Source organism: Yokenella regensburgei ATCC 49455 (assembly GCF_000735455.1).
Classification (GTDB): domain Bacteria; phylum Pseudomonadota; class Gammaproteobacteria; order Enterobacterales; family Enterobacteriaceae; genus Yokenella; species Yokenella regensburgei.
Window position 1 is genome coordinate 104,023 of sequence record NZ_JMPS01000008.1, and the last position, 22,813, is coordinate 126,835.

Annotated in this window: 23 protein-coding genes and 1 other annotated feature; of the genes, 6 read left to right on the forward strand and 17 right to left on the reverse strand. The window is 54.7% G+C overall.

The genetic code is table 11. From position 1 onward, the window contains the following. Window positions 1–276 precede the first annotated feature (276 nt). Window positions 277–843, forward strand: coding sequence for an acetate uptake transporter (gene satP / locus GYRE_RS00920; RefSeq protein ID WP_006817069.1), 567 nt, complete (start codon window positions 277–279; stop codon window positions 841–843). On the opposite strand, the gene GYRE_RS00925 is transcribed toward satP, so the two are convergent. The 3 genes from GYRE_RS00925 to tal all read right to left on the reverse strand — a co-directional run bounded on the left by GYRE_RS00925 (window position 840) and on the right by tal (window position 3,922). Further along, the gene (locus GYRE_RS00925) at window positions 840–2,156 is read right to left on the reverse strand and encodes an MFS transporter (protein ID WP_006817068.1); all 1,317 of its coding nucleotides are present in this window, start codon (window positions 2,154–2,156) and stop codon (window positions 840–842) included. The two genes, satP and GYRE_RS00925, sit on opposite strands and share 4 nt — an antisense overlap. A gap of 112 nt (window positions 2,157–2,268) precedes the next feature. Further along, window positions 2,269–2,856: a molybdopterin adenylyltransferase gene (mog, locus tag GYRE_RS00930; protein ID WP_006817067.1), complete on the reverse strand. Its 588-nt coding sequence runs from the start codon at window positions 2,854–2,856 to the stop codon at window positions 2,269–2,271. A gap of 112 nt (window positions 2,857–2,968) precedes the next feature. Next, window positions 2,969–3,922: a transaldolase gene (tal, locus tag GYRE_RS00935; protein WP_038252234.1), complete on the reverse strand. Its 954-nt coding sequence runs from the start codon at window positions 3,920–3,922 to the stop codon at window positions 2,969–2,971. Window positions 3,923–4,114: 192 nt separating this feature from the next. Here tal and GYRE_RS00940 point away from each other — a divergent pair, with 192 nt between their 5' ends. Next, complete coding sequence (locus GYRE_RS00940; RefSeq protein WP_038252235.1) at window positions 4,115–5,545, forward strand: alanine/glycine:cation symporter family protein; 1,431 nt, start codon at window positions 4,115–4,117, stop codon at window positions 5,543–5,545. Window positions 5,546–5,611: 66 nt separating this feature from the next. Beyond that, window positions 5,612–6,388, forward strand: a complete 777-nt coding sequence (yaaA, locus tag GYRE_RS00945) for a peroxide stress protein YaaA (RefSeq protein ID WP_038252243.1) — start codon at window positions 5,612–5,614, stop codon at window positions 6,386–6,388. 40 nt (window positions 6,389–6,428) lie between these two features. On the opposite strand, the gene GYRE_RS00950 is transcribed toward yaaA, so the two are convergent. The 7 genes from GYRE_RS00950 to yjjY form a co-directional block, all read right to left on the reverse strand. Continuing rightward, the gene (locus GYRE_RS00950; RefSeq protein ID WP_006817062.1) at window positions 6,429–6,752 is read right to left on the reverse strand and encodes a DUF2502 domain-containing protein; all 324 of its coding nucleotides are present in this window, start codon (window positions 6,750–6,752) and stop codon (window positions 6,429–6,431) included. Window positions 6,753–6,931: 179 nt separating this feature from the next. Then, window positions 6,932–8,218: a threonine synthase gene (thrC, locus tag GYRE_RS00955; protein ID WP_038252245.1), complete on the reverse strand. Its 1,287-nt coding sequence runs from the start codon at window positions 8,216–8,218 to the stop codon at window positions 6,932–6,934. 3 nt (window positions 8,219–8,221) lie between these two features. Beyond that, window positions 8,222–9,151 (reverse strand): homoserine kinase, encoded by a 930-nt coding sequence (thrB, locus tag GYRE_RS00960; protein WP_038252246.1) that lies wholly within the window; start codon window positions 9,149–9,151, stop codon window positions 8,222–8,224. 1 nt (window position 9,152) lies between these two features. Further along, complete coding sequence (gene thrA / locus GYRE_RS00965) at window positions 9,153–11,615, reverse strand: bifunctional aspartate kinase/homoserine dehydrogenase I (RefSeq protein WP_038252247.1); 2,463 nt, start codon at window positions 11,613–11,615, stop codon at window positions 9,153–9,155. 24 nt (window positions 11,616–11,639) lie between these two features. Continuing rightward, window positions 11,640–11,757: a sequence feature (Thr leader region), on the reverse strand. Beyond that, window positions 11,696–11,764 carry a thr operon leader peptide gene (gene thrL, locus GYRE_RS23335; RefSeq protein WP_071777487.1) on the reverse strand — a complete coding sequence of 23 codons (69 nt, stop codon included), beginning with the start codon at window positions 11,762–11,764 and terminating at the stop codon, window positions 11,696–11,698. (Overlaps the previous feature by 62 nt.) Before the next feature lie 209 nt (window positions 11,765–11,973). Further along, on the reverse strand, window positions 11,974–12,660 hold the full coding sequence (locus tag GYRE_RS00970; RefSeq protein ID WP_038252250.1) for a tRNA/rRNA methyltransferase: 687 nt from the start codon (window positions 12,658–12,660) through the stop codon (window positions 11,974–11,976). Window positions 12,661–13,061: 401 nt separating this feature from the next. Then, window positions 13,062–13,202 (reverse strand): YjjY family protein, encoded by a 141-nt coding sequence (gene yjjY / locus GYRE_RS24345; protein WP_042998021.1) that lies wholly within the window; start codon window positions 13,200–13,202, stop codon window positions 13,062–13,064. Between the two features lie 95 nt (window positions 13,203–13,297). On the opposite strand from yjjY, the gene arcA reads away from it, so the two are divergent. Further along, window positions 13,298–14,014 carry a two-component system response regulator ArcA gene (arcA, locus tag GYRE_RS00975; RefSeq protein ID WP_006817057.1) on the forward strand — a complete coding sequence of 239 codons (717 nt, stop codon included), beginning with the start codon at window positions 13,298–13,300 and terminating at the stop codon, window positions 14,012–14,014. A 40-nt stretch (window positions 14,015–14,054) separates the two neighbouring features. On the opposite strand, the gene creD is transcribed toward arcA, so the two are convergent. The 4 genes from creD to creA are packed head-to-tail and all read right to left on the reverse strand — an operon-like array spanning window position 14,055 to window position 18,067. Continuing rightward, window positions 14,055–15,410, reverse strand: a complete 1,356-nt coding sequence (creD, locus tag GYRE_RS00980) for a cell envelope integrity protein CreD (protein ID WP_038252253.1) — start codon at window positions 15,408–15,410, stop codon at window positions 14,055–14,057. A 57-nt stretch (window positions 15,411–15,467) separates the two neighbouring features. After that, a complete protein-coding gene (gene creC, locus GYRE_RS00985; protein ID WP_038252255.1) occupies window positions 15,468–16,892 on the reverse strand; it encodes a two-component system sensor histidine kinase CreC in 1,425 nt (474 codons plus the stop codon). Then, window positions 16,892–17,581, reverse strand: coding sequence for a two-component system response regulator CreB (gene creB / locus GYRE_RS00990; RefSeq protein WP_038252258.1), 690 nt, complete (start codon window positions 17,579–17,581; stop codon window positions 16,892–16,894). The genes creC and creB overlap by 1 nt, the downstream gene beginning before the upstream one ends. 12 nt (window positions 17,582–17,593) lie before the next feature. After that, a complete protein-coding gene (creA, locus tag GYRE_RS00995; RefSeq protein WP_006817053.1) occupies window positions 17,594–18,067 on the reverse strand; it encodes a protein CreA in 474 nt (157 codons plus the stop codon). 209 nt (window positions 18,068–18,276) lie between these two features. Between creA and robA the strand changes: the two genes are divergently transcribed. After that, the gene (robA, locus tag GYRE_RS01000) at window positions 18,277–19,146 is read left to right on the forward strand and encodes an MDR efflux pump AcrAB transcriptional activator RobA (RefSeq protein ID WP_006817052.1); all 870 of its coding nucleotides are present in this window, start codon (window positions 18,277–18,279) and stop codon (window positions 19,144–19,146) included. On the opposite strand, the gene gpmB is transcribed toward robA, so the two are convergent. Continuing rightward, a complete protein-coding gene (gene gpmB / locus GYRE_RS01005; RefSeq protein ID WP_006817051.1) occupies window positions 19,143–19,790 on the reverse strand; it encodes a 2,3-diphosphoglycerate-dependent phosphoglycerate mutase GpmB in 648 nt (215 codons plus the stop codon). The genes robA and gpmB overlap by 4 nt on opposite strands. Window positions 19,791–19,843: 53 nt before the next feature. Here gpmB and yjjX point away from each other — a divergent pair, with 53 nt between their 5' ends. Next, a complete protein-coding gene (gene yjjX, locus GYRE_RS01010; RefSeq protein WP_006817050.1) occupies window positions 19,844–20,359 on the forward strand; it encodes an inosine/xanthosine triphosphatase in 516 nt (171 codons plus the stop codon). Here yjjX and trpR read toward each other — a convergent pair. Together trpR and sltY are read right to left on the reverse strand one after the other, a co-directional pair. Continuing rightward, window positions 20,350–20,679, reverse strand: coding sequence for a trp operon repressor (trpR, locus tag GYRE_RS01015; RefSeq protein WP_038252262.1), 330 nt, complete (start codon window positions 20,677–20,679; stop codon window positions 20,350–20,352). The genes yjjX and trpR overlap by 10 nt on opposite strands. Before the next feature lie 87 nt (window positions 20,680–20,766). After that, window positions 20,767–22,704, reverse strand: a complete 1,938-nt coding sequence (sltY, locus tag GYRE_RS01020; protein WP_038252269.1) for a murein transglycosylase — start codon at window positions 22,702–22,704, stop codon at window positions 20,767–20,769. Window positions 22,705–22,813: the final 109 nt, after the last annotated feature.

Genomic DNA, 22,813 nt, shown 5'->3' on the forward strand with positions numbered 1-22,813 from the left:
ATAAATTCGATCAACATGTGGTTGTGAACCTGTAATAGGGGCGAAACGTGTCGTTTCAAGCTCCCTGAATCGTTTTTTTTCAGGCTCACCACTGCGGTTGAGTACTAAATGGGGTCGCATCGCTGCGCATCAAGGGGCAAAGTAAAAAATTTTTAATTCAACCCTCTCAGATCATAGACACGCCACCAGCACCTTATTATGATGCCGCGCCCTGCTACCAGAGGATTGGCACAGGGTATTTACACTTCACCATTTAAATGATGATTTTGAGGAATTATGGGCAACACTAAGTTGGCTAATCCGGCTCCGCTGGGTCTGATGGGTTTCGGGATGACTACCATCCTGCTGAACCTGCACAACATTGGGCTTTTCCCGATGGATGGCATTATCCTGGCAATGGGCATTTTTTACGGCGGTATCGCGCAAATCTTCGCGGGACTGCTGGAATATAAAAAAGGCAATACCTTTGGTTTAACCGCCTTTACCTCTTACGGCTCTTTCTGGCTGACTCTGGTCGCTATTCTGCTGATGCCGAAAATGGGTCTGACCGAAGCGGCAAACGCGCACTTCCTGGGCGTTTATCTGGGTCTGTGGGGCGTCTTCACGCTGTTCATGTTCTTCGGCACACTGAAAGGCGCGCGTATGCTGCAGTTCGTGTTCCTGAGCCTGACCGTTCTGTTTGCTCTGCTGGCCATTGGCCACCTGGCTGACAACCCGGGCATTATCGTGGTTGCAGGCTGGATTGGCGTTATCTGTGGCGCCAGCGCAATCTACCTGGCGATGGGCGAAGTGCTGAACGAGCAGTACGGTCGTACCGTACTGCCGATCGGCGAAGCGCACTAATCTGCCGTTGTGCCCGGTGGCGTCTCACGCGCCGGGCCAATTTCACCTTTCCCTTCCCACTGCAGCCAGACCCCAATCCCCAGCCCCATTAGCGAAAGCGCCAGTACATACCAGGACGGTGCCAGCGGCGACACGCCCATCATTACCGTCACGACAATCGGTGTCAGGCCGCCAAAAATGGCGTAGGAGAGATTGTAAGAAAAAGAGATTCCGCTAAAACGAACTTCCGCCGGAAAGGCCCGAACCATAACATATGGAACGGCCCCGACTACGCCGACGCACAACCCAACCAGACCGTAGAGCAACACTAACTGTTCCGGATGCATACCCACCAGATGGTAGAACGCCCAACTGGTACCTGCCAGCAACAATGAACCGACAATCAGCGTAGGGCCGGAGCCAAACCGGTCCGCCGACATTCCCGCCAGCAAACAACCGATACAAAGCATGATAGTCGCCACGCTATTCGCCTGCAGCGTCAGCGCGGGTGCCATACCATGCTGTTTTTGCAGCCAAACCGGCGACATCAGGATCACCACCACAATGCCTGCCGAAAGGAGCCATGTCAGCAACATCGAAAGCACTACCGCCTGACGGTGTTTTGTCACTACCGCTTTGACCGGTAGCTCCTCTGCCAGCGCTTTACGCTTTTGCATCTCGAGGAATACCGGCGTCTCCTGCAGCCAACGGCGCAGATACATCGCCAGCAGGCCAAACGCACCGCCGAGCAGGAACGGGATTCGCCATCCGCCATCGTGAATAGCCTGCGGCGTCATGCTGGTATTGATGAGAGTTGCCACAACAGAACCCAGCAGGATCCCTACCGTCAGCCCGGCGGTCAGCGTACCGCAGGCAATACCGATGCGTCTGAAAGGCACATGTTCAGCAACAAACACCCACGCTCCCGGCACTTCTCCGCCAATTGCCGCGCCCTGCAGAATACGCATCAGAAGTAGCAGCAATGGCGCAACCAGGCCCGCCGAGGCGTAGGTTGGCAGCAAGCCAATCACCAGCGTCGGGACCGCCATCAGCAAAATGCTCAGCGTGAACATCTTTTTGCGACCAACGAGATCGCCGAAGTGCGCCATGATGATGCCGCCAAGCGGTCGCGCCAGATAGCCTGCGGCGAAGATGCCGAAAGTCTGTACCTGACGTAGCCATTCAGGAATGTCAGCCGGAAAGAAAAGTTCGCCGACGACGGCCGCGAAGAAGACGAAAATGATGAAGTCGTAAAATTCCAGCGCGCCGCCGAGGGCGGCGAGCGTCAGCGTTTTATAATCCTGGCGATTCAGAGGGCGTGCGTGTTGTGACATAGCGGACCATTCGTCTATTTTGGTTTACAGCAAGTGTAAATAAAAAGTGACTATACCGTAAAACCCACAACACGCTACTGCTGGCACAGGTTATGTTACAAACACCGCTTATTCAGGATAATGTCTCACGGCGTGCGCTTTTCGGGCGAAAAGCTGCTACCACCTGCGGGTTGGTTTCTACATACGGGCCTTCAAGAAGCTGTATACAATACGGTACACTGGCAAAAATCCCCGCCACCAGCACCTTACCATCAGCATCCTTCACCCCTTCAAGGGTTTCCTGAATCGATTTCGGTTGGCCCGGCAGATTGAGAATTAGCGCCTGCTTACGAATGACCCCCACCTGACGAGAGAGGATCGCCGTTGGGACAAAGTTTAGGCTAATCTGACGCATCTGCTCACCGAAGCCCGGCATCTCACGATCGGCGATAGCCAGTGTTGCATCCGGTGTAACGTCACGACGCGCCGGTCCGGTACCGCCGGTGGTCAGCACGAGATGGCAGCTCATCTCATCTACCAGTTCACACAGCGTCTGCTCAATGATTGCCTGTTCATCAGGAATAAGCCGTGTCTGCACCTCAAACGGGGTGGTCAGCGCACTTTCCAGCCATGCTTCAAGCGCGGGGATGCCTTTGTCCTGGTAAACACCGCCAGAGGCGCGATCGGAAACAGAAACTAAGCCAATACGTAAGGTATTCATGATTTTCCTGTGCAAATAAAGACGAATACACAGAATGATACACTGCAAGGAAGGGAACAGACAGGTTTCAGAAGAGGTAGCGTGACCGGGAACCCGGTCACGCAAGTAATGATTACAGCAGGTCGCCGATCATTTTTTCCAGTTTTTCCTGGTCGATAGCAAACTTACGGATACCGTCCGCCAGTTTGTCTACTGCCATCGGATCCTGGTTGTGCTGCCACAGGAACTGAGATTCGGTAATACGCTGCGGACGTGCTTTCACTTCGCCGGTGTAGCTCAGTTTACGCTCGATAGCGCCTTCGCTTTCTGCCAGCTCTTTCAGCAGCGCCGGAGCGATGGTCAGACGGTCACAACCGGCCAGCTCAAGGATCTCGCCGACGTTACGGAAGCTTGCGCCCATCACCACAGTTTCGTAACCGTGCTGTTTGTAGTACTGATAAATTTCAGTCACTGACACCACGCCCGGATCTTCTGCAGGTGCGTACTCTTTCTTATCGGTGTTGGATTTGTACCAGTCGAGGATACGACCAACAAACGGAGAAATCAGGAACACGCCCGCTTCCGCACAAGCACGCGCCTGGGCGAAGGAGAACAGCAGGGTCAGGTTACAGTTGATGCCTTCTTTTTCCAGCTGCTCAGCGGCACGGATGCCCTGCCAGGTAGAAGCCAGTTTGATAAGGATGCGGTCGTTGCTGATACCGGCATCGTTATACAGTTTGATCAGGCGTTTGGCTTTCGCGATAGAGGCGTCGGTGTCATAAGACAGACGAGCATCGACTTCGGTAGAGATACGGCCCGGGATAAGTTTCAGGATTTCCAGACCGATGTTCACCGCCAGTTTGTCGGTCGCATCAACGACCTGCTGAGCGCGATCGCTGCTCTGCGCTTTTGCCCATGCAACCGCTTCGTCAATCAGTTTACGGTATTCAGGGATCTGCGCGGCGTTCAGAATCAGTGAAGGGTTGGTTGTAGCATCCTGCGGCTGATACAGCTTCATTGCCGCGATGTCTCCGGTGTCTGCCACCACAGTGGTGTACTGACGCAGGGAGGTCAATTTATCCGTCATGATAGTGTCTCTTTAAACAGCTGTTAAGGGGATATAACCAATGTTCACTGATGATAACACGACGTTGGGTCAGCGCAACCTGGGACCGTGCAAGAGCGCAGAGTATGATAAACTCATCGTCACCGATAATGGATTATCCTTAAAAATGGTAGCGCTTACACGGGTGTGCCAGAAAAGGCTCGAGGATGCTAAATGCCTGATTTTTTATCTTTCATAAATGAAATCCTCTGGGGCTCAGTGATGATTTATCTGCTGCTGGGTGCCGGAGTCTGGTTTACCTGGCGGACGGGCTATATTCAGTTCCGTTATATTCGTCACTTTGGTAAAAGTCTGAAAAGCAGCCTGCGCCCTCAGGAAGGAGGCTTAACTTCTTTTCAGGCGCTCTGTACCAGCCTCGCCGCGCGCGTGGGCAGCGGTAACCTGGCGGGGGTCGCGATTGCCATCACCGCAGGCGGCCCGGGTGCGGTTTTTTGGATGTGGGTTTCCGCTATCATCGGCATGGCCAGCAGTTTTGCAGAGTGTTCCCTGGCACAGCTCTATAAAGAGCGTGATGCTAGCGGGCAATTTCGCGGTGGTCCGGCATGGTATATGGCGCGGGGTCTTGGCATGCGCTGGATGGGCGTGCTGTTTTCTGTTTTCCTGCTCATCGCCTATGGCCTTATCTTCAATACCGTACAGGCAAACTCGGTCGCCAACGCTGCCCATTACGCATTTCAAATTCCTAAGCTTGCTACCGGCGTGCTTCTGGCGCTCCTGACGCTGCTGTTCATCGTGCGCGGACTGCGCGGTGTGGCGCGGCTGATGCAGTGGATCGTGCCATTTATGGCCATCCTGTGGGTGGCGACCAGCGTGATAATCAGTCTTAGCCACCTGAGCGAACTCCCGGGCATTCTGAGCGGAATTATCCGTAGCGCCTTTGGCTGGCAGGAAGCCGCAGCCGGTGCGGTGGGCTACACCATCAGCCAGGCCCTGACCAGTGGGATCCAGCGCGGCATGTTTTCAAACGAAGCCGGGATGGGTTCTACCCCAAACGCAGCGGCAGCGGCGGCGTCCTCTCCCCCGCATCCGGCGGCCCAGGGCATCGTGCAGATGATAGGCGTTTTTACCGACACCATTATTATCTGCAGCGCCAGCGCGATGATTGTTCTGCTGGCAGGGCACGAAACCGCCTTTAGCGGCAGCAGCGGGATCACCCTCATCCAGCAGGCTATGGCGGCACTGACCGGCGGCTGGGGGGCGGGTTATGTCACCTTTATCGTATTATTGTTTGCCTTTACTTCGATCGTTGCCAACTACGTTTATGCGGAAAACAATCTGTTCTTTTTACGACTGCACACGCCGCGCAACGTCTGGATCTTACGCAGCGTCACACTGCTAATGGTGATAGCGGGGACCATGCTGACGATACCGCTCGTCTGGCAAATGGCGGATATCATTATGGCGTTAATGGCTATAACCAACCTGACGGCTATTCTGCTGCTTTCACCGGTGGTCAAAATCATCGCCAGCGACTACCTTCGCCAGCGCAGACTCGGTTTAAAACCGGTCTTCGACCCAGCACGCTACCCGGAAATTGAACAGCAACTGGCACCTGAGAGCTGGGACGATGCGTCACGCCAATAGCAACCATCGAACACTTCACATCCATTTTTTGTTAAAGTCTGGGGAAAATTCCTGCAAGGACTGGATATGCTGATACTGATTTCACCTGCAAAAACGCTCGATTACCAAAGCCCGCTGGCAACACAGCGCTATACCCAGCCTGAACTGCTGGATCACTCGCAAAAGCTTATCCGTGAAGCCCGTAAGCTGTCAGCGCCGCAAATCGGCAAACTGATGCACATCAGCGATAAGCTCGCCGATCTCAACGCCACCCGTTTTCACGACTGGCATCCGGACTTTACGCCGGATAATGCGCGCCAGGCGATCCTTGCGTTTAAAGGCGATGTCTATACCGGACTGCAGGCTGAAACCTTCAGCGAGGCAGATTTCGATTTTGCCCAGCAGCATCTGCGCATGCTCTCAGGCCTGTACGGCGTACTGCGCCCGCTGGATCTGATGCAGCCATACCGCCTGGAGATGGGCATTCGTCTGGAAAACAGTCGGGGAAAAGATCTGTACCATTTCTGGGGCGATACCATCACCGACAAGCTCAACGATGCGTTGAAGGCACAGGGTGACGACGTCATCATTAACCTCGCCTCAGATGAGTATTTCAAATCCGTTAAACCGAAGAAGCTGCAGGGCCAGCTGATTAAGCCGGTGTTCCTGGATGAGAAAAACGGCACGTTCAAAGTCATCAGCTTCTACGCCAAAAAAGCACGTGGCCTGATGAGCCGCTATATCATAGAAAATCGCCTGACGAAGCCGGAGCAGCTGACAGGATTTGACGGCGAAGGCTATTTCTTTGATGAAGAAGCCTCAGCGAAAGGTGAACTGGTGTTTAAACGCCACGAACAGCGTTGAGTTCAGGCCCCATCCCGCGGGATGAGGCCTGAGTAAGAAGTTAGTCGCGATCGTGACCGTAAGCATGGCCGTGGCCATGATCGTGATGATCGCCCTGATCGTTGTCATCGCCATGACCATGATGACGGTATTCATCATGCGGATGCCAGCGATTGTCGCGCCATTCGTAGTGTCTGCCCCACCAGTCATGATCGCGCCAGTTGCCACCATCCCAGTAGTAACCGCGATCGTCGCGATCGCCAATCTGCAGTTTCACTGCAGGCACCAGGGTGATTTCTTCTGCGTGTACGATGACCGGAGCAACTATGGTCGGAGCAACCAGCAACATGGATAGCGCAAGGAAAACAGGTTTCATAACAGACATAGGTAACGCCCTCCATCACTGCCCAATGTGGGCTGATAGATTAAGCGTATCCGAGCACTACCCATTTCGTTATTGTCCGCAATCCTAATCTTTGCGAACCCGCATTTAATGAGCATTCCTGCACGATTTCTACATAATTTCTCCCCGTTTCCCCCTCCGAAGAAGAGGAAACAGAGAAATTACGCTTTACTCATCAGCAGCTGACGCAGCGCGGCGAAATCAGCAGGCAGATTCTCTGAAAGCAGCGGTAAATCCGCACGTTCCGCCAGCGCCTGCGGTAACGGCAGCGTTTCACCAAGAATCGCTTCCACGCTCTCTTTAAACTTCGCCGGATGCGCTGTACCGAGGAACAGGCCATATTCGCCAGGATGAAGCTGGTCGCGCAGCGCGCGATACGCCACCGCCGCATGCGGTTCAGAGGTGTAGCCAATCTGCTGAAGTTCAAGCATCGTGGCTTTGGTGGTTTCGTCATCCACCGCCGCATAGCCGAGATCGCTCAGGCGCCAGATTTTACGGCGGAACAGCTCCTCTACGCGCGGCCAGTTGTTCGGCTGGCTGACATCCATCGCGTTGGAAAGCGTGGCCTGGGTTTTATTTGGCTTCCACTCCCCTGCTTTCAGGAAGCGCGGCACGGTGTCATTTACGTTGGTCGCCGCAATAAAGCGCTTCACTGGTAAACCTAATGATTTCGCCAGCAGGCCAGCGGTCAGGTCGCCGAAGTTACCGCTTGGTACCGAGATAACCAATTGGTTGCGAGCTTCCTGCGGCAGCTGCGCCACCGCCTCAAAGTAGTAGCATATTTGCGCCAGCAGACGGCTGATATTGATTGAGTTTGCCGAATTCAGCCCCAGCGCCTTTTTGAGTTCTTCATCGTCGAAGGCCTGTTTGACCAGCGCCTGGCAGGCATCAAAATCACCATCAATTGCCACGGTTTCAATATTGCCGCCGAGAGTACAGAACAGCTTCTCCTGCAGCGGGCTGATTTTGCCACGCGGATAAAGGATCACCACGCGAACGTTTTTCAGACCATAAAACGCATGCGCCACGGCAGCACCAGTATCACCGGAGGTGGCGGTCAGAATCGTCACCGGCGTGTCACCGCTGATGTGGGTAAGCATCTGAGCCATAAAACGGCCGCCGAAGTCTTTGAACGCCAGCGTCGGACCATGGAACAGCTCCAGGCAGCCCACGTCGTCTTCAACTTTGCTCACCGGTGCCGGGAAGGCAAACGCCGCGCGGACGCGCTCTTCCATCAGCTCCTGAGGAATTTCATCACCAATGAAGGCGGAGAGAATTTTGGCACTGCGGGAGACGAAATCCTGTTTCAGCATCTCGTCAATTTCCGTCAGATTGAACTCCGGCAGGTCATGCGGGAAGAACAGCCCTTGTTGCTTACCAAGCCCTTGTGTAACGGCCTGCGCAAAGCTGACCTGCTCATTGTGATCTTTTAAATTGTAGAGTTTCATCGGTTATCCCACTACTCGAGCGCCCGCCGTATCCAGCCGGCAAATATGAACGAAGCCTTCCTGATTTTGCAGATAGTGTTTACTCAGCCAGTCTGCCACGCGCTGCGCGGTTTCCGGTTTATCACACAAAGCAAACATCGTCGGGCCGGAGCCAGAAATACCGCTGGCAAGAGCACCAATTTCCGCCACCGCCTGGCGCGCTTCGCCGAAGCCTGGCAACAGTTTGGTGCGATAAGGTTCAGCAATCACGTCCTTCATCAGTTTCGCCGCCAGCAGTGGCTGACGGGAATAACAGGCGTGAATGAATCCGGCCAGGTGTCGCCCGTGGGCAATACAGTCCTGGCGGCGATACTGCGCGGGTAAAATCGCCCGCGCTTCGGCCGTTGAGACTTTAATCCCCGGATACGCCAGTACCCACAGCCACTCATCAAAGCCTGGCACCTGCTGGCTGATAATGCCGCATTCCTCAATCATCAACTGCATCCCACCGAGATAGCACGGCGCGACGTTGTCATAGTGAATGCTGCCAGAGATCCGCCCTTCCAGCTCGCCCATCAACGCCAGCATCCGGTGCTGGTTGAGCGGCTTTCCGCAGTACTCATTCATCGCCACCAGGGCCGCAACCACCGAACAGGCGCTGGAGCCAAGGCCGGAGCCGATGGGCATATTTTTTTCCAGCGTCATAGCAACCGGAACAGTTTTGCCAATCTCCTGGCAAAAACGCTCCCAGCATTGATAAACAATGTTCTCACGGGGTTCTGGCGGCAGTTTACTGGCAAAACGTCCCAGGTTTTGCAGGCTAAAGCTGCTGGCTGCCTCAACGGAGACGTTGTCGCCAAGCAACGTACCGTCAACCGGCATGACCGCCGCGCCGAGGACATCAAATCCAACGCTCATATTGGCGCTGGAGGCCGGGGCATAGACTTTCACCATCTTAGACTCCTAACTTCCATGACAGGGTGCGCAGCAGGTCGGCAAACACGCCCGCGGCCGTCACATCGTTCCCTGCACCGTAGCCGCGCAGGACCAGCGGCAGCGGTTGATAATAGTGGCTGTAGAAGGCCAGGGCGTTCTCACCATTTTTCACTTTGTACAGCGGATCGTTACCGTCCACTTCGGCAATCTTCACCCGGCATACGCCATCGTCTTCGATATTGCCAACATAGCGCAGAACCTTACCTTCATCACGGGCTTTCGCCACCCGATCGGCAAACACGGCATCCAGCTCCGGCAGACGCGCCATAAAACTCTCGGTGTCACCGGTAGCATCGAAGCTCTCAGGCAGTACCGACTCCACAACAATATCGTTAAGCTCGAGCTCACGCCCGGTTTCACGTACCAGAATCAGCAACTTACGCGCTACGTCCATTCCAGAGAGATCGTCACGCGGGTCCGGTTCGGTATAACCCATTCCCCGCGCCAGGATCGTTGCTTCTGACAGGCTCATTCCCTCATCCAGCTTCCCGAAAATAAAAGAGAGTGAACCGGAAAGAATGCCCGAGAAGCGCTGCAGCTCATCCCCGGCGTTCAGCAGATTTTGCAGGTTTTCGATAACCGGCAACCCCGCGCCAACGTTGGTGTCGTAGAGGAACTTGCGTCGTGAACCTGCCGCCGCCTGGCGCAGTTCATGATAGTAGTCCATTGATGAGGTATTGGCCTTTTTGTTCGGCGTTACCACGTGGAAGCCTTCGCGCAGGAAATCGGCATACTGGTCCGCCACCGCCTGGCTGGAGGTACAGTCAACGATCACCGGGTTCAGCAAATGGTATTCTTTCACCAGGCGAATCAGACGCCCCAGGTTGAACGGCTCTTTCGCCTCCGCAAGCTCTGCCTGCCAGTTGTCGAGGTTCAGGCCATGCACGTGGGTCAGCATCGCTTTCGAGTTAGCAACGCCGCACACCCGCAGATCGATATGTTTGTTTTTCAGCCAGGACTGCTGACGTTTAAGCTGCTCCAGCAGCGCTCCGCCGACGCCACCGACCCCAATCACGAATACTTCGATAACCTGATCGGTATTGAATAGCATTTGATGAGTCACGCGCACGCCGGTTGTCGCATCGTCGTTACTCACCACCACTGAAATTGAGCGCTCGGAGGAACCCTGGGCAATCGCCACGATATTGATATTGGCACGTGCCAGGGCGGCGAAGAACTTGGCCGAAATGCCACGCAGCGTGCGCATGCCATCACCCACGACGGAGATAATCGCCAGCCGCTCCATGATGGCGAGCGGCTCCAGCAGCCCCTCTTTCAGCTCCAGATAGAACTCATCTTCCATCGCCTTCTTCGCGCGGGCACAATCGGCCTGGGCAATACAGAAGCTGATGCTGTACTCAGAAGATGACTGGGTGATCAGCACTACGGAAATCCCTGCCCGCGACATGGTGGCAAAGACGCGCGCCGCCATCCCGACCATCCCCTTCATGCCAGGACCAGAGACGTTGAACATGGCCATATTATTCAGGTTAGAGATCCCTTTCACCGGTAGACCATCTTCGTTGCTACTGGCACCAATCAACGTACCCGGTGCCTGCGGATTACCGGTATTTTTAATCAGGCAAGGGATCTGGAACTGGGCGATGGGCGCGATGGTGCGGGGGTGCAGGACCTTGGCGCCAAAGTAGGACAGCTCCATCGCTTCCTGATAAGACATTGATTTCAGCAGACGCGCATCTGGAACCTGACGCGGGTCGCAGGTGTACACGCCGTCAACGTCAGTCCAGATTTCACAGCAGTCTGCGCGCAGACAAGCCGCCAGCACCGCGGCAGAATAGTCAGAGCCATTACGCCCCAGCACCACCAGCTCGCCCTTCTCGTTCCCTGCGGTAAAACCTGCCATCAACACCATGTGGTCAGCCGGGATCTGGCTTGCCACGATACGACGAGTAGATTCGGCGATATCGACGGTAGATTCGAGGTAATGCCCCACGGCCAGCAGTTTTTCGACCGGATCGATGACCGAAACGTTGTGACCGCGCGCTTCGAGCAGACCCGCCATAATGGCTATTGAGAGTTTTTCGCCACGGCAGATAAGCGCCGCGTTCACCGCGTCCGGGCACTGCCCGAGCAAGCTAATACCATGCAGAACATGTTTGATCTGCGCAAATTCTTGCTCAACGGTGGCCTGTAACTTTTCCAGAGGGAAAGCGGGTTGCGTGTCTGCCAGCCCCTGAAGCAGTTCGGCAAAAATACGTTCGGCATCGCTGATGTTGGGAAGCGCATCCTGACCCCCGATGGTTTTTTCAATCATCGCCACCAGATGGTTCGTAATTTTCGCAGGAGCAGACAGCACGGTTGCCACCTGCCCCTGCCTGGCGTTGCTTTCCAGAATATCGGCAACCCGCAGAAAGCGCTCTGCATTTGCCACTGATGTACCGCCGAACTTCAACACTCTCATGGTCTTACCTCGTGATTCCTGGACGAAAAAAAAGCCCGCACTGTTCAGGTGCGGGCTTTTTTCTGTGTTTCCTGTACGCGTCAGCCCGCACCATTACCTGTGGTAATTGTGGTTGTGGTAATGGTGGTAATGCTGCTGATGCGAATCATGGATGTTGTGTACTCTGTTTTTTATCTGTCTGTGCTGTATGTCTATATTGGTTAAAGTATCTGCCTTTCTATGTCAAGAAATTCCACATTCGTCACGTTTCGCAACCACTTCACGTTTCGCTGCGCCGGGCCCTGACTTTGACCACCTCTGGCGAAATGAACGCTTGAAGGCAGAACATTCCACTTAGTTTCAGAAATTTCCAGAAATATTATTTTGTAAGATTTTTTTCAATATCATGGAGCAATCGATGCAACATAACCGTATCACGCAGCCCAAGGACTCCCAGTCGCTGTTGCAACCAGTCAGACATTTTTACATCGTCAGCAACTCCCAGGCGTTGAAGCAACATCATGCTACGTGAACGTAACGCCTGGAGCTGATTCTCATCACCAGACGTTACCGCTGCTGATGAATTGTTCACTATAGTAGTCAGTTGATAACAATAAACCATCACCGCCTGGCCGAGGTTCATTGACGGATAATCCGCCACCATCGGCGCACCGGTGAGGACATCTGCCAAAGCCAGTTCGTCGTTGGTCAGACCGGAATCCTCTCTGCCAAAAACCAGCGCAGCATGGTTCATCCACTGTGATTTCTCCTCAAGCATGGGAACCAGTTCCTGCGGAGAAGCGTAGTAATGGAAACGCGCGCGGCTGCGAGCCGTGGTCGCGATGGTAAAATCGACGTCCTGCAATGCCTCAGAAAGCGTTGTGTAACTCTTTATATTATCGAGAATATCTGTAGAGCCATGTGCCACACGCCTGGCCGCGGGCTCCAGGTGAGCGACGCTGTCAACGATCCGCAGATCGGTGAACCCCATGGTTTTCATCGCTCTGGCTGCGGCGCCAATATTTTCTGCTCTTGCCGGGGAAACCAGCACAATTGATACATGCATTTTACAATCTCATCATTAAGCGCTTACACCAGCAAAGTGTGATATGACTCAGCATTCTGCGCGGCGCGAATTTACAAATTTGCAACAACAATCACTGAAATGACGTTTCTTAACATATAAAAAAAGCTAAACTATTATCCGGGAAAAATCCTGGGTATAATGTTAACAGAACGCTTATATCCCCATGTTTATAAATGGGATTATCAACAAAGCTTAAACGGCTCGATTGATTACGGCTCTTTAATTAGTTAATCCTTGCAACTACTTGAGTTGTAGAAAAATTGTGATAAACGCTAGCATTTAGATGCAAGAATTTCACAAGACTGTTAACGTGCTACAATTGAACTTGATATATGTCAACGAAGCGTAGTTTTATTGGGTGTCCCGTGCCTCTTAGCCTGTTATGTTGCTGTTAAAATGGTTAGGATGACAGCCGTTTTTGACACTGTCGGGTCCAGAGGGAAACTACCCACGACCAAGCTAATGATGTTGTTGACGTTGATGGAAAGTGCATCAAGAACGCAATTACGTACTTTAGTCATGTTACGCCGTTCATGTTAATTTGCGACATGTATCAGGCAGGTCAGGGACTTTTGTACTTCCTGTTTCGATTTAGTTGGCAATTTAGGTAGCAAACATGCAGACCCCGCACATTCTTATCGTTGAAGACGAGTTGGTAACACGCAACACGTTAAAAAGTATTTTCGAAGCAGAAGGCTACGATGTTTTCGAAGCGACCGATGGCGCGGAAATGCATCAGATCCTGTCTGAAAATGATGTAAACCTGGTCATCATGGATATCAACCTGCCGGGTAAAAACGGCCTGCTGTTGGCTCGTGAACTCCGTGAACAGGCGAACGTCGCACTGATGTTCCTTACCGGTCGTGATAACGAAGTCGATAAGATCCTTGGTCTTGAAATCGGCGCCGACGACTACATCACTAAACCGTTCAACCCACGTGAACTGACTATCCGTGCGCGTAACCTGCTTTCCCGTACCATGAACCTGGGTACCGTAAGCGAAGAACGCCGCAGCGTTGAAAGCTACAAGTTCAACGGCTGGGAACTGGATATCAACAGTCGCTCTCTGGTGAGCCCGAACGGCGAACAGTACAAGCTGCCGCGCAGTGAATTCCGCGCGATGCTGCACTTCTGCGAAAATCCGGGCAAGATTCAGTCTCGTGCTGAACTGCTGAAGAAAATGACGGGTCGTGAGCTTAAGCCACATGACCGTACCGTTGACGTGACCATCCGTCGGATTCGTAAGCACTTCGAGTCTACGCCGGACACTCCGGAAATCATCGCCACTATTCACGGTGAAGGTTACCGTTTCTGCGGCGATCTGCAGGAGTAATCCTGTCAGAGACGAAAAAGGCGCCCTGCGGCGCCTTTTTTTATTTCCAGACTCTGAGCTCATCTTCTGTTTCACAGCGGGCTTTTACCTTCTCTTTCGGCTGTGACAGCGAATACCAGTCGAAGTGGCGGGTCAGGAACATCACGGTACACAACGCCAGCAGCAGAACGCCGGTGCCCAGCAGCAACGCGCTGTCCTCTGAGCGCAAAAGCACCCACATCACACCATCCAGCCCCAGAAGCGCGCCGGTAAACAACAGGCTATTGCGCCAGCCTTGCAGCACGGCGTGGAAATAGACGCCATTAATCAGCGCCCCCGTCAGGCTCGCCACCGCCCAGGCGCGAGTAAAGCCAATATGCTCAGAAAGCGCCAGCAGCACCAGGTAAAACATGACCAACGACAACCCCACCAGCAGATACTGCATAGGGTGAAGTCGAAGCCCCGTTAAGGTTTCAAAAACAAAGAACGCCATAAAGGTGAGCGTAATCAGGAGAATGGCATACTTGATGGCCCGGTCGGTGAGCTGGTACTGATCGGCGGGCGTCGCCACCGAGACGCTGAAAGCAGGAAGCGCCCGCCACGCCACTCGTTCCAGACCATCGTTAAACCGCCCTGCCATATCATTGGCAAACCAGCTGCTCTGCCAGCGGGCGCTAAAGCCTTTATCGCTAATGTCGCGCGACTCAGGTAAAAAATCGCCTAAAAAACCAGGGTGCGGCCAGTTACTGGTCAAGGAGAGCGTACTGTTACGCCCGACAGGCACAACGGAAAATCCCCCGGTCCCGTTCAAATTCAGGGTCATGCTAAGCGTCAACGCGCGCGCTTTCAGGGCCGATTCCGCAAGCGGAATATGCAGACCGGGTAAATCGCCACCCACACCGCTACCGGGTTCAACGGTTACCGCAACACCGTTCAGCGTCGGTGAACCCACCGCACCAATTCCCCGGGCATCGCCAACGGCAATGATCATGTAGGGTTCGCCGAGCGTCACGTTATCGCTTTTCATTGCCTCAAATTTGCTGCGATCAAACTGCGCATCAAGCTGCAACGCGTTATGCCAGATTTGTCCGTCGTAAATACCAATCTGACGGCTCTCAACCTGCTGTTTGCCGTTAATCAGTAACGACTCAGGAAGCCAGTAGAGGATAAAATTGCGCTGCCGCTTCACCTCTTTATTATCCTCGATACGGGTATACACCTCAGAGGCAGGGACAGCGATCAGCGGGCCAATCAATTTTTGTGGCCCGCTGGTACTCTGCCGCAGACTATCCTCAACATCGTCCCGGTAGCTCGCCCGATCCGCCACCAACGAGCTGACCAGCATCAACGGCACCAGCAACAACACCATACATCCAATAAGCGTACTGACTTTCCAGAACAGGGGTGATTTCAACATAACCTTCTCCTTTGTGTTGTGCACAGCGTAGCGAGGCTATGTGGGGGGAATTTGAAGTTATGTGAAGGGACGGTGAAGTCTCAGCGTGGCCTGCGCGCCGCCATCGGCCCGGTTTTGCAGGCTGATATGCCCATGGTGCAGACGAGCCACCTCCTGCACGAAGGCCAGCCCCAGACCGCTACTCTTCTGCCCGTTGACTCGCGGCAGAGAATAGAAGCGTTCAAAGACGCGTTCGAGCGCATAGTCGGGGATCCCGCACCCGGTATCGCTCACACGGAATACCACTTCACCCGACTGTATTCCGGCATGAAGCGTAATTTCACCGCCATCCGGCGTAAAATCAATCGCGTTATCGAGCAGGTTACCTAACGCTTGTTCCAGCAGCTCTTCATCAGCGGTAACCTCAGCGCATTCCGTTTCGCTTTGCAGCCGGAGCCGTTTGCTTTCCAGCACAACGCTACGCGACTGCGCCAGACGAGAGAACAGCGGCGCCACCGCGACGGGCTTCAACACCACCTCAGCACGATTCTCAAGCCTTGCCTGGGTGAGCAGCTTCTCCACCAGCGCCTGCATACGGACGTTCTGCGCCAGGATGTTGTCACTAAAGCGGATAGCCACTTCCGGTGGCGGAAGTTCACGAAGAATTTCCGCAGCCCCCCGGATCGCCGCCAGCGGGCTTTTTAGTTCATGAGTCAGCGCATAAACATACTGCTCAATGTAATTTTTACCCTCCAGCCGCAGGCGCATACTTTCCAGCGCCTGCGCCAGCTTGCGCAGTTCGCTACTGCCTACGTTGGGCAGCGGCTGGGCGTTATCCTGGGTGACCGAGTCGGCGTAGCGCGACAGTTTACCGATGGAGCGATTGATCCACCACACCATACCGCCGCCGATAAGCAGCGCAATACCGAGGAGCGCACCACCCGCCCACAGCATTCGCCGCTCACTGCGCTTAATAACCGGCGCGATGGCGCTATTGGGTTTCCCCACGGACAACACACCAATAATCTGACCTTCAGAGACAATCGGCGCCGCCACGTACATCACCGTACTGCCAGGATCGGCAGGATCCAGTGCCGTACTGCGCGCACCATACTCTCCGCGCAGCGTCAGCCAGACATCGTTCCAGCGGGAGTAATCCGCGCCTACGGCTTTTCCGGCGGAGTCGAAGACTACCGTACCGCGGGCATCAGTTATGTAGACGCGATACTCGTTACGCACCTTCATGATGCCGCCAATATCGGCACGAATGGGCTGTTGCTGGAGAGCGCCGAACGCCTGTGCCAGCCTGCCGTGTGAAGGATCGCCGCTCAGCAGGTCATCACGCCCAACCGCGGCCAGTAGCGTGGCGGTGTCGATTAGCGTGCCTTCCGTTGCCCGACGGACGCCGGGTTTGATCTCCTGCACAAAGATAGAAAGCACGAACCATGCCGCGATCGCCACAATCAGAAAGTAACCGAGTAGCAGACGCATCCCGATACGCATCAGCCACCCGCCAGGCTGTAGCCCAGACCACGATGGGTACTGATAGGCGAAAGCAGAGGATCCACCGCGCGCAGCTTCGCCCGCAGCGTTTTGATGTGGGTATCTACAGTACGATCAAAGCTCTCCTGGTCATCCCCCCAGACTTTGTCCATCAGCTGCTGGCGAGAGAAAACACGACCTGGCGATTGCAAAAGCGTTTTCAGCAGCAGGAACTCATAGCGCGTCAGCGCTAAACGCTGCCCGCACCATGCCACCCAGGCGGCGCCTTCGTTGAGTTCAAACTGACCAATCCGCACCACCGCCGGCGGGGCGGCAAACTTCTGTAACCGTCGCAAAATAGTACGCACCCGGGCACACACTTCACGCGGCGAAAAAGGCTTTGCGACATAGTCGTCAGCGCCGATCTCCAGGCCCAGCAGTTTATCCACCTCATCGCTTCGGGCGGTGAGAAACAGCACCGGTAGCCCCGGTGCCTGCGCGAGCAACCGACGGCACAGCTCAAAACCGCTGATATCCGGCAAACCAACGTCAAGGATCGCCAGATCGGGCACAGCAACGCGGGCGGCCTCCATCACCGGCAGACCGCGTTCAAACGCCTTCACCCGGAAACCTTCCTGCTGCAGCATGTAAATCAGCGTATCAGCGATACCGGGTTCATCTTCAACCAGCCAGATAAGCGGTTGTTCCATGACGATGTTCCGTTATTTTGACCACGGCATGATGGGGACAGCGCTCAGCGCGTTTTTCGGCGAGCCGTCAACCACCTTGTCGGAGTAGGTGAGATAAATTAGCGCGTTACGTTTAGCATCATAAAAACGCACGACCTGCAGCTTTTTAAACACCAGAGACGTCCGTTTCTGGAACACCACATCGCCCTGCGCCTTACCGTTCTTAATCTTATCGCTAACCTCAATCGGCCCGACCTGCTGGCAGGAAATCGCAGCATCAGACGTATCTTCCGCCAGCCCTAAACCGCCCTTGATGCCACCGGTCTTCGCCCGGCTTAAATAGCAGGTCACATTCTGGACATCAGGATCGTCAAAGGCTTCCACGACGATTTTGTGATCGGGACCGATCATCTTAAAGACGGTATCCACGGAACCGATCTGTTCTGCAGACGCGATCGGAGCAACCGAAGTCAGCAGCAATGCGGCAATCAAACCTTTATATTTCATATTGTTACCATATCTGAAAATTAAGCGTAGTGACTATTCAAGATCCAGGAGGAAAATGTATACAGATCACAGTGTTACCATTTTCCTACTTGAAAGCAGTAAGAAATCGCACTTATGAACAAAAAAAACACTGAATGCTAAAACACCAAAAAATGCTATTATCCGCTACCTTATTATCAGGCACCTGCGTTTAAGGATGAGGACATTATATGGATCAGGCTGGAATTATTCGCGATCTCCTTTCCTGGCTGGAAGGCCATCTGGATCAGCCTCTGTCACTGGATAATGTGGCTGCCAAAGCAGGTTATTCCAAGTGGCATTTGCAGCGGATGTTTAAAGACGTCACAGGCCATGCGATTGGTGCCTATATTCGTGCACGACGTTTGTCCAAATCCGCGGTCGCGCTGCGTTTGACTGCACGCCCAATCCTCGACATTGCGCTGCAGTATCGTTTTGATTCACAGCAAACTTTTACTCGAGCGTTCAAGAAACAGTTCTCGTTGACGCCGGCGCTATACCGCCGTTCTCCGGACTGGAGCTCCTTTGGCATGCGTCCGCCGCTGCGCCTGGGTGAGTTCAAAATGCCGAAATACGAGTTTGTTACCCTGCCGGGCATGGAACTTGCGGGTGTAACTCAAAGCTATACCTGCAAACTGGAGGAAATTTCTGATTTCCGCCACCAGATGCGTATCCAGTTCTGGCGCGATTTCCTGAGCCATTCGCCAACGCTTCCCTCAACGCTTTACGGGCTACATGAACCGCGTCCAAGCCTTGAGAAAGACGACGAGCAGGAGGTGTTCTACACGACCGCACTGACGCCAGAAATGGCCAGCGGACACGTGCAGAATGCCCACCCGGTGTCACTGGAAGGCGGCGAATATGTGATGTTCACGTATGAAGGTCTGGGAACCGGTCTGCAGGAGTTTATCCTGACCGTGTACGGCACCTGTATGCCGATGCTGAATCTGACCCGTCGCAAGGGTCAGGACATCGAGCGCTTCTTCCCGCAGGATGAGGCACGAGACCAGGAGCCGCCTATTCAGCTGCGCTGCGAATACCTGGTCCCGATCCGTCGTTAACGCTGTAGCTCGTCTAACGCAGGGACGTCGAGATGTGAGACGTCCCCTGCGGTTTCAACCACCCATCCCGATGCCAGCCATGGGCTCTGCTGATAATCCACACGTGAGATAGAGCAGTTGCGCAGACGCAGGCGACGCTCGGCGTAGGCCGGCAGCCCCAGAATCGTACTCAACAGGCAACCCAGCGCCATGCCGTGGCTGACTAAGAGCGGTCGGCTCCCCGCAGGCAGCTCAAGGCAGGAAACCAGCGCCGCGTGCATGCGGTTGCCCAGTTCCTGCATCGATTCGCCATCCGGAATACGGCCATCTTCGGTGCCGTTCACCAGTTGGCGACGCCAGCCCTCCTCTTCTGCCGACAGCGACTCAATACGTCGCTTCTCAAGCACGCCCATGTTGAGTTCGCGCAGGCGAGAATCGAACATGATGTCGCAACCGCACACTTCGGCAATGATCTCTGCCGTACGGCGGGTACGACCTAAATCACTGGAGATAATATGGGTGATGCCCAGCGTTTTGGCACGCGCGCCCACCTGCCAGGCCTGCTGCTCACCGTTGTCGGTTAGCGGACTATCGGACTGGCCCTGAATGCGTCGCTCGGCGTTCCACTGCGTTTCGCCGTGGCGAACAAGGTATACCTGTAACATGCGTTTTATCCGTTATACTGCGATGACAATTTCTTAGTAATGATGTTCTGATTATGCACCAGGTTGTCTCAGCTACCACCAATCCTGCCAAAATTCAGGCAATTCTTGCGGCATTTACCGAGATTTTCGGTGAAAGATCCTGCCATATTGACGCTATCTCCGTCGAGAGTGGCGTACCCGAACAGCCCTTTGGAAGTGAGGAAACGCGCGCTGGCGCACGGAATCGCGTGGCAAATGCCCGTGAAGCTCGCCCGGATGCGGATTTTTGGGTGGCAATTGAGGCCGGAATCGACGAAGGAAGCACCTTCAGTTGGGTGGTGATTGAAAGCCGCGATCGGCGCGGCGAAGCGCGTTCCGCTACCCTGCCACTGCCGAAAATCATCCTCGAAAAAGTCAGTGCCGGAGAGGCGCTGGGGCCGGTGATGTCACAATACACCGGCATCGATGAGATTGGTCGTAAAGAAGGGGCTATTGGCGTATTTACCGCGGGCGCACTCACCCGCAGCAGCGTTTACCATCAGGCGGTCGTGCTGGCCCTGAGCCCGTTCCACAACGCCATTTATCGCTGAGTTTGCGGCAGCGCCTGTTCGAGCCAAAGACGCAGCTCCGCAGGCGCCGATTTCAAACTGTTTGAACCACGGGTTATGGTCGCAATGCCCGCGCCCAGTTCATTCTTGAGCTCGCGCTGGCTCATTTCACCGCGCAGCAATTCTTCGATGATTCGCACCCGGGTGCCAAGCGCTTCGCGCTCGTCCGGCGTCATCATCAGGCTTAACAGCGGAAGATGCAGATCGGCCTCATAGGCCTGACGCAGCAGCTCAACAAAGCGAAGCCACTCCTGGTGACGCTGTTCAGCCACTGCGGCTGAATAAGGGGATTGCTGGTTCATATTACGCCGCCCTGTTATGGCAGGCAGCCTGAGCTGCCCGCTTTTCGTACTCTTCAACGAGTACAAGCATAACATAAACCACGCCAATCAGTAACGCTGACGCCATTCGCCGTCGCTCATCACCTGCGCCTTTTCGCCCATGAAATAACGGTAATAAGCATCGTAGGCCAGCACGTTCTTCACGTAGCTGCGGGTTTCGGAGAATGGAATACTTTCAACAAACGCGACGGCATCGATACGCCCGGCGCTGTTCCCCTGCCAGGTGCGTACCCGGCCAGGGCCCGCGTTATAGGCCGCTGAAGCATAGATGCGGTTATCACCAAACTGCTGATAAACATACTGCAGGTAGCTGGTACCAATGTTGATATTGGTTTCAGGATCGAGCAACTGGCCCTGGTTGCTGTAGCCCGGAATATTGAACATTTTTACCGTATGCGTCGCGGTGCCCGGCATGATTTGCATCAGGCCCGAAGCGCCCACCGGCGATCGTACCTTCGGGTTCCAGGCACTTTCCTGGCGCGCAATCGCCATGGCATAGCTCTGCGAAATGTCTTTTCCGCTGGTGTAGCGGGCAAAGAGATTTTTATAGGCCAGTGGGAAGCGCTCCTGAAGATTATCCCAAAGCTTACCGGCGATGGTGGCCTGCACGCTGAGATCCCACCAGTCACGATCGTAAGCGTAGCGCGCCAGCTGCGCCTGTTCGTTTTTACTCCGACTGGTGACCAGGTTCGCCCATTCACTGCGCGCGGTGTTATCCAGATTCCAGTACATCAGCTCACGCACACGCGCCATTTCCGGACCATCAGCAAGCGCTGAAGGGAGGCTGCCTTCTGCTTTCTGAACCTGCAGCGGATACTCTTCCCCCAGGCGCTGGGCGGCTACCATCGGGTAAAAGCCGCGCTGCTGCATAAGCGATCGCAAAATACTCTTCGCTTCATCCTCACGTCCGCGCTCCATCAGCAGGTCTGCCTGCCAGTAACGCCATTCGTCTTTCTCTTTCGCCTCCATCGGCAGACGCGCAAGCCAGGTGTTCAGGCCACGGCGATCGCCGGCTCCGAGCGCCATACGGACACGGCGCTCAACGAGTGATGTCGACTGGGAACGCATAACGGCATCATCGCGCCAGCGAGCCTGTTCATCGGTCACGTCGGTGCCCATCAGACGCCAGGCGACGATATCACGCAGCTCCTGGGTCTGCTCTTCCGTTAACTGCTGCGCCTGCACCAGTGATGGGATCATCAGGCGGGCATTCTCAGCGTCCTGACGGGCGATGCTGGCGAAAGCGACCGCCGCCATCTGACGCGTGAAATCGGTGGCGCCGGTGGTACGGGCAAAGGTCATCACGTTCTGCGGATTATCCGCAAGCGCGCTCACCGCTGAGGCGATAGTCTGGTAGTTGCCCGGCATCTGCGCGGCCAGCGTTTTCACAAGTCCGGTATTCCCGGCCTGCATGGCAAGGCGAATGCGTTCAAGATAAGCCAGCGGATCCTGGGCCCCCGACGATCGCCAGGCGCTAAATAGCGGATCGCAGGCGTTCGGCTGGCTTTTGCCGGTCAGCCACAGATCTTTGGCTCCGGCCCAGGCTTCTGCAGTTTGTCCGACGCTGTATTTGGCATAGTAGTAATTACACTGCGCTTCGGTGGCGGTAGGTTTCTCCGGGCTGAAAGCCAGCAGCCCGCGCCAGTCTTCACGGCGAGCCAGCTCATTGACGAAGCGGTTTTGCAACGTTCTTGCCGGAGGTAACGTGGGGTTAGCGCGCACAAAATTGGTGACGGTGAGCGTCGGCTCATTCATCAGGTCATCGGTAAGCTGGCGATATTCCAGGTAAGGGTACAGGGGATAGTCTTTCAGGGTCGGCATCAGTTGATCAACCACGTCCATCTGGCGGTTGTCCCAGGCCTGCTTAATCTGCGAGTAGCGGCTACGCTGTTCGTCCAGGGAGTCGGCGTAAGCAAGGTGATTGACGGTCAGCAGGCAGACGCCGGCAGCCAGCAGGCGCCACGCCGTATTTTTGGCTCTTTCCACAAGCTCTTCCTCATTATTTATTTCTGGTTCGCGGCATCATGCCACTCAATCACTTTATGCTAATCAGACATTGCCAAATGCGCCACGTTCCGGACATTTATTTACCTTT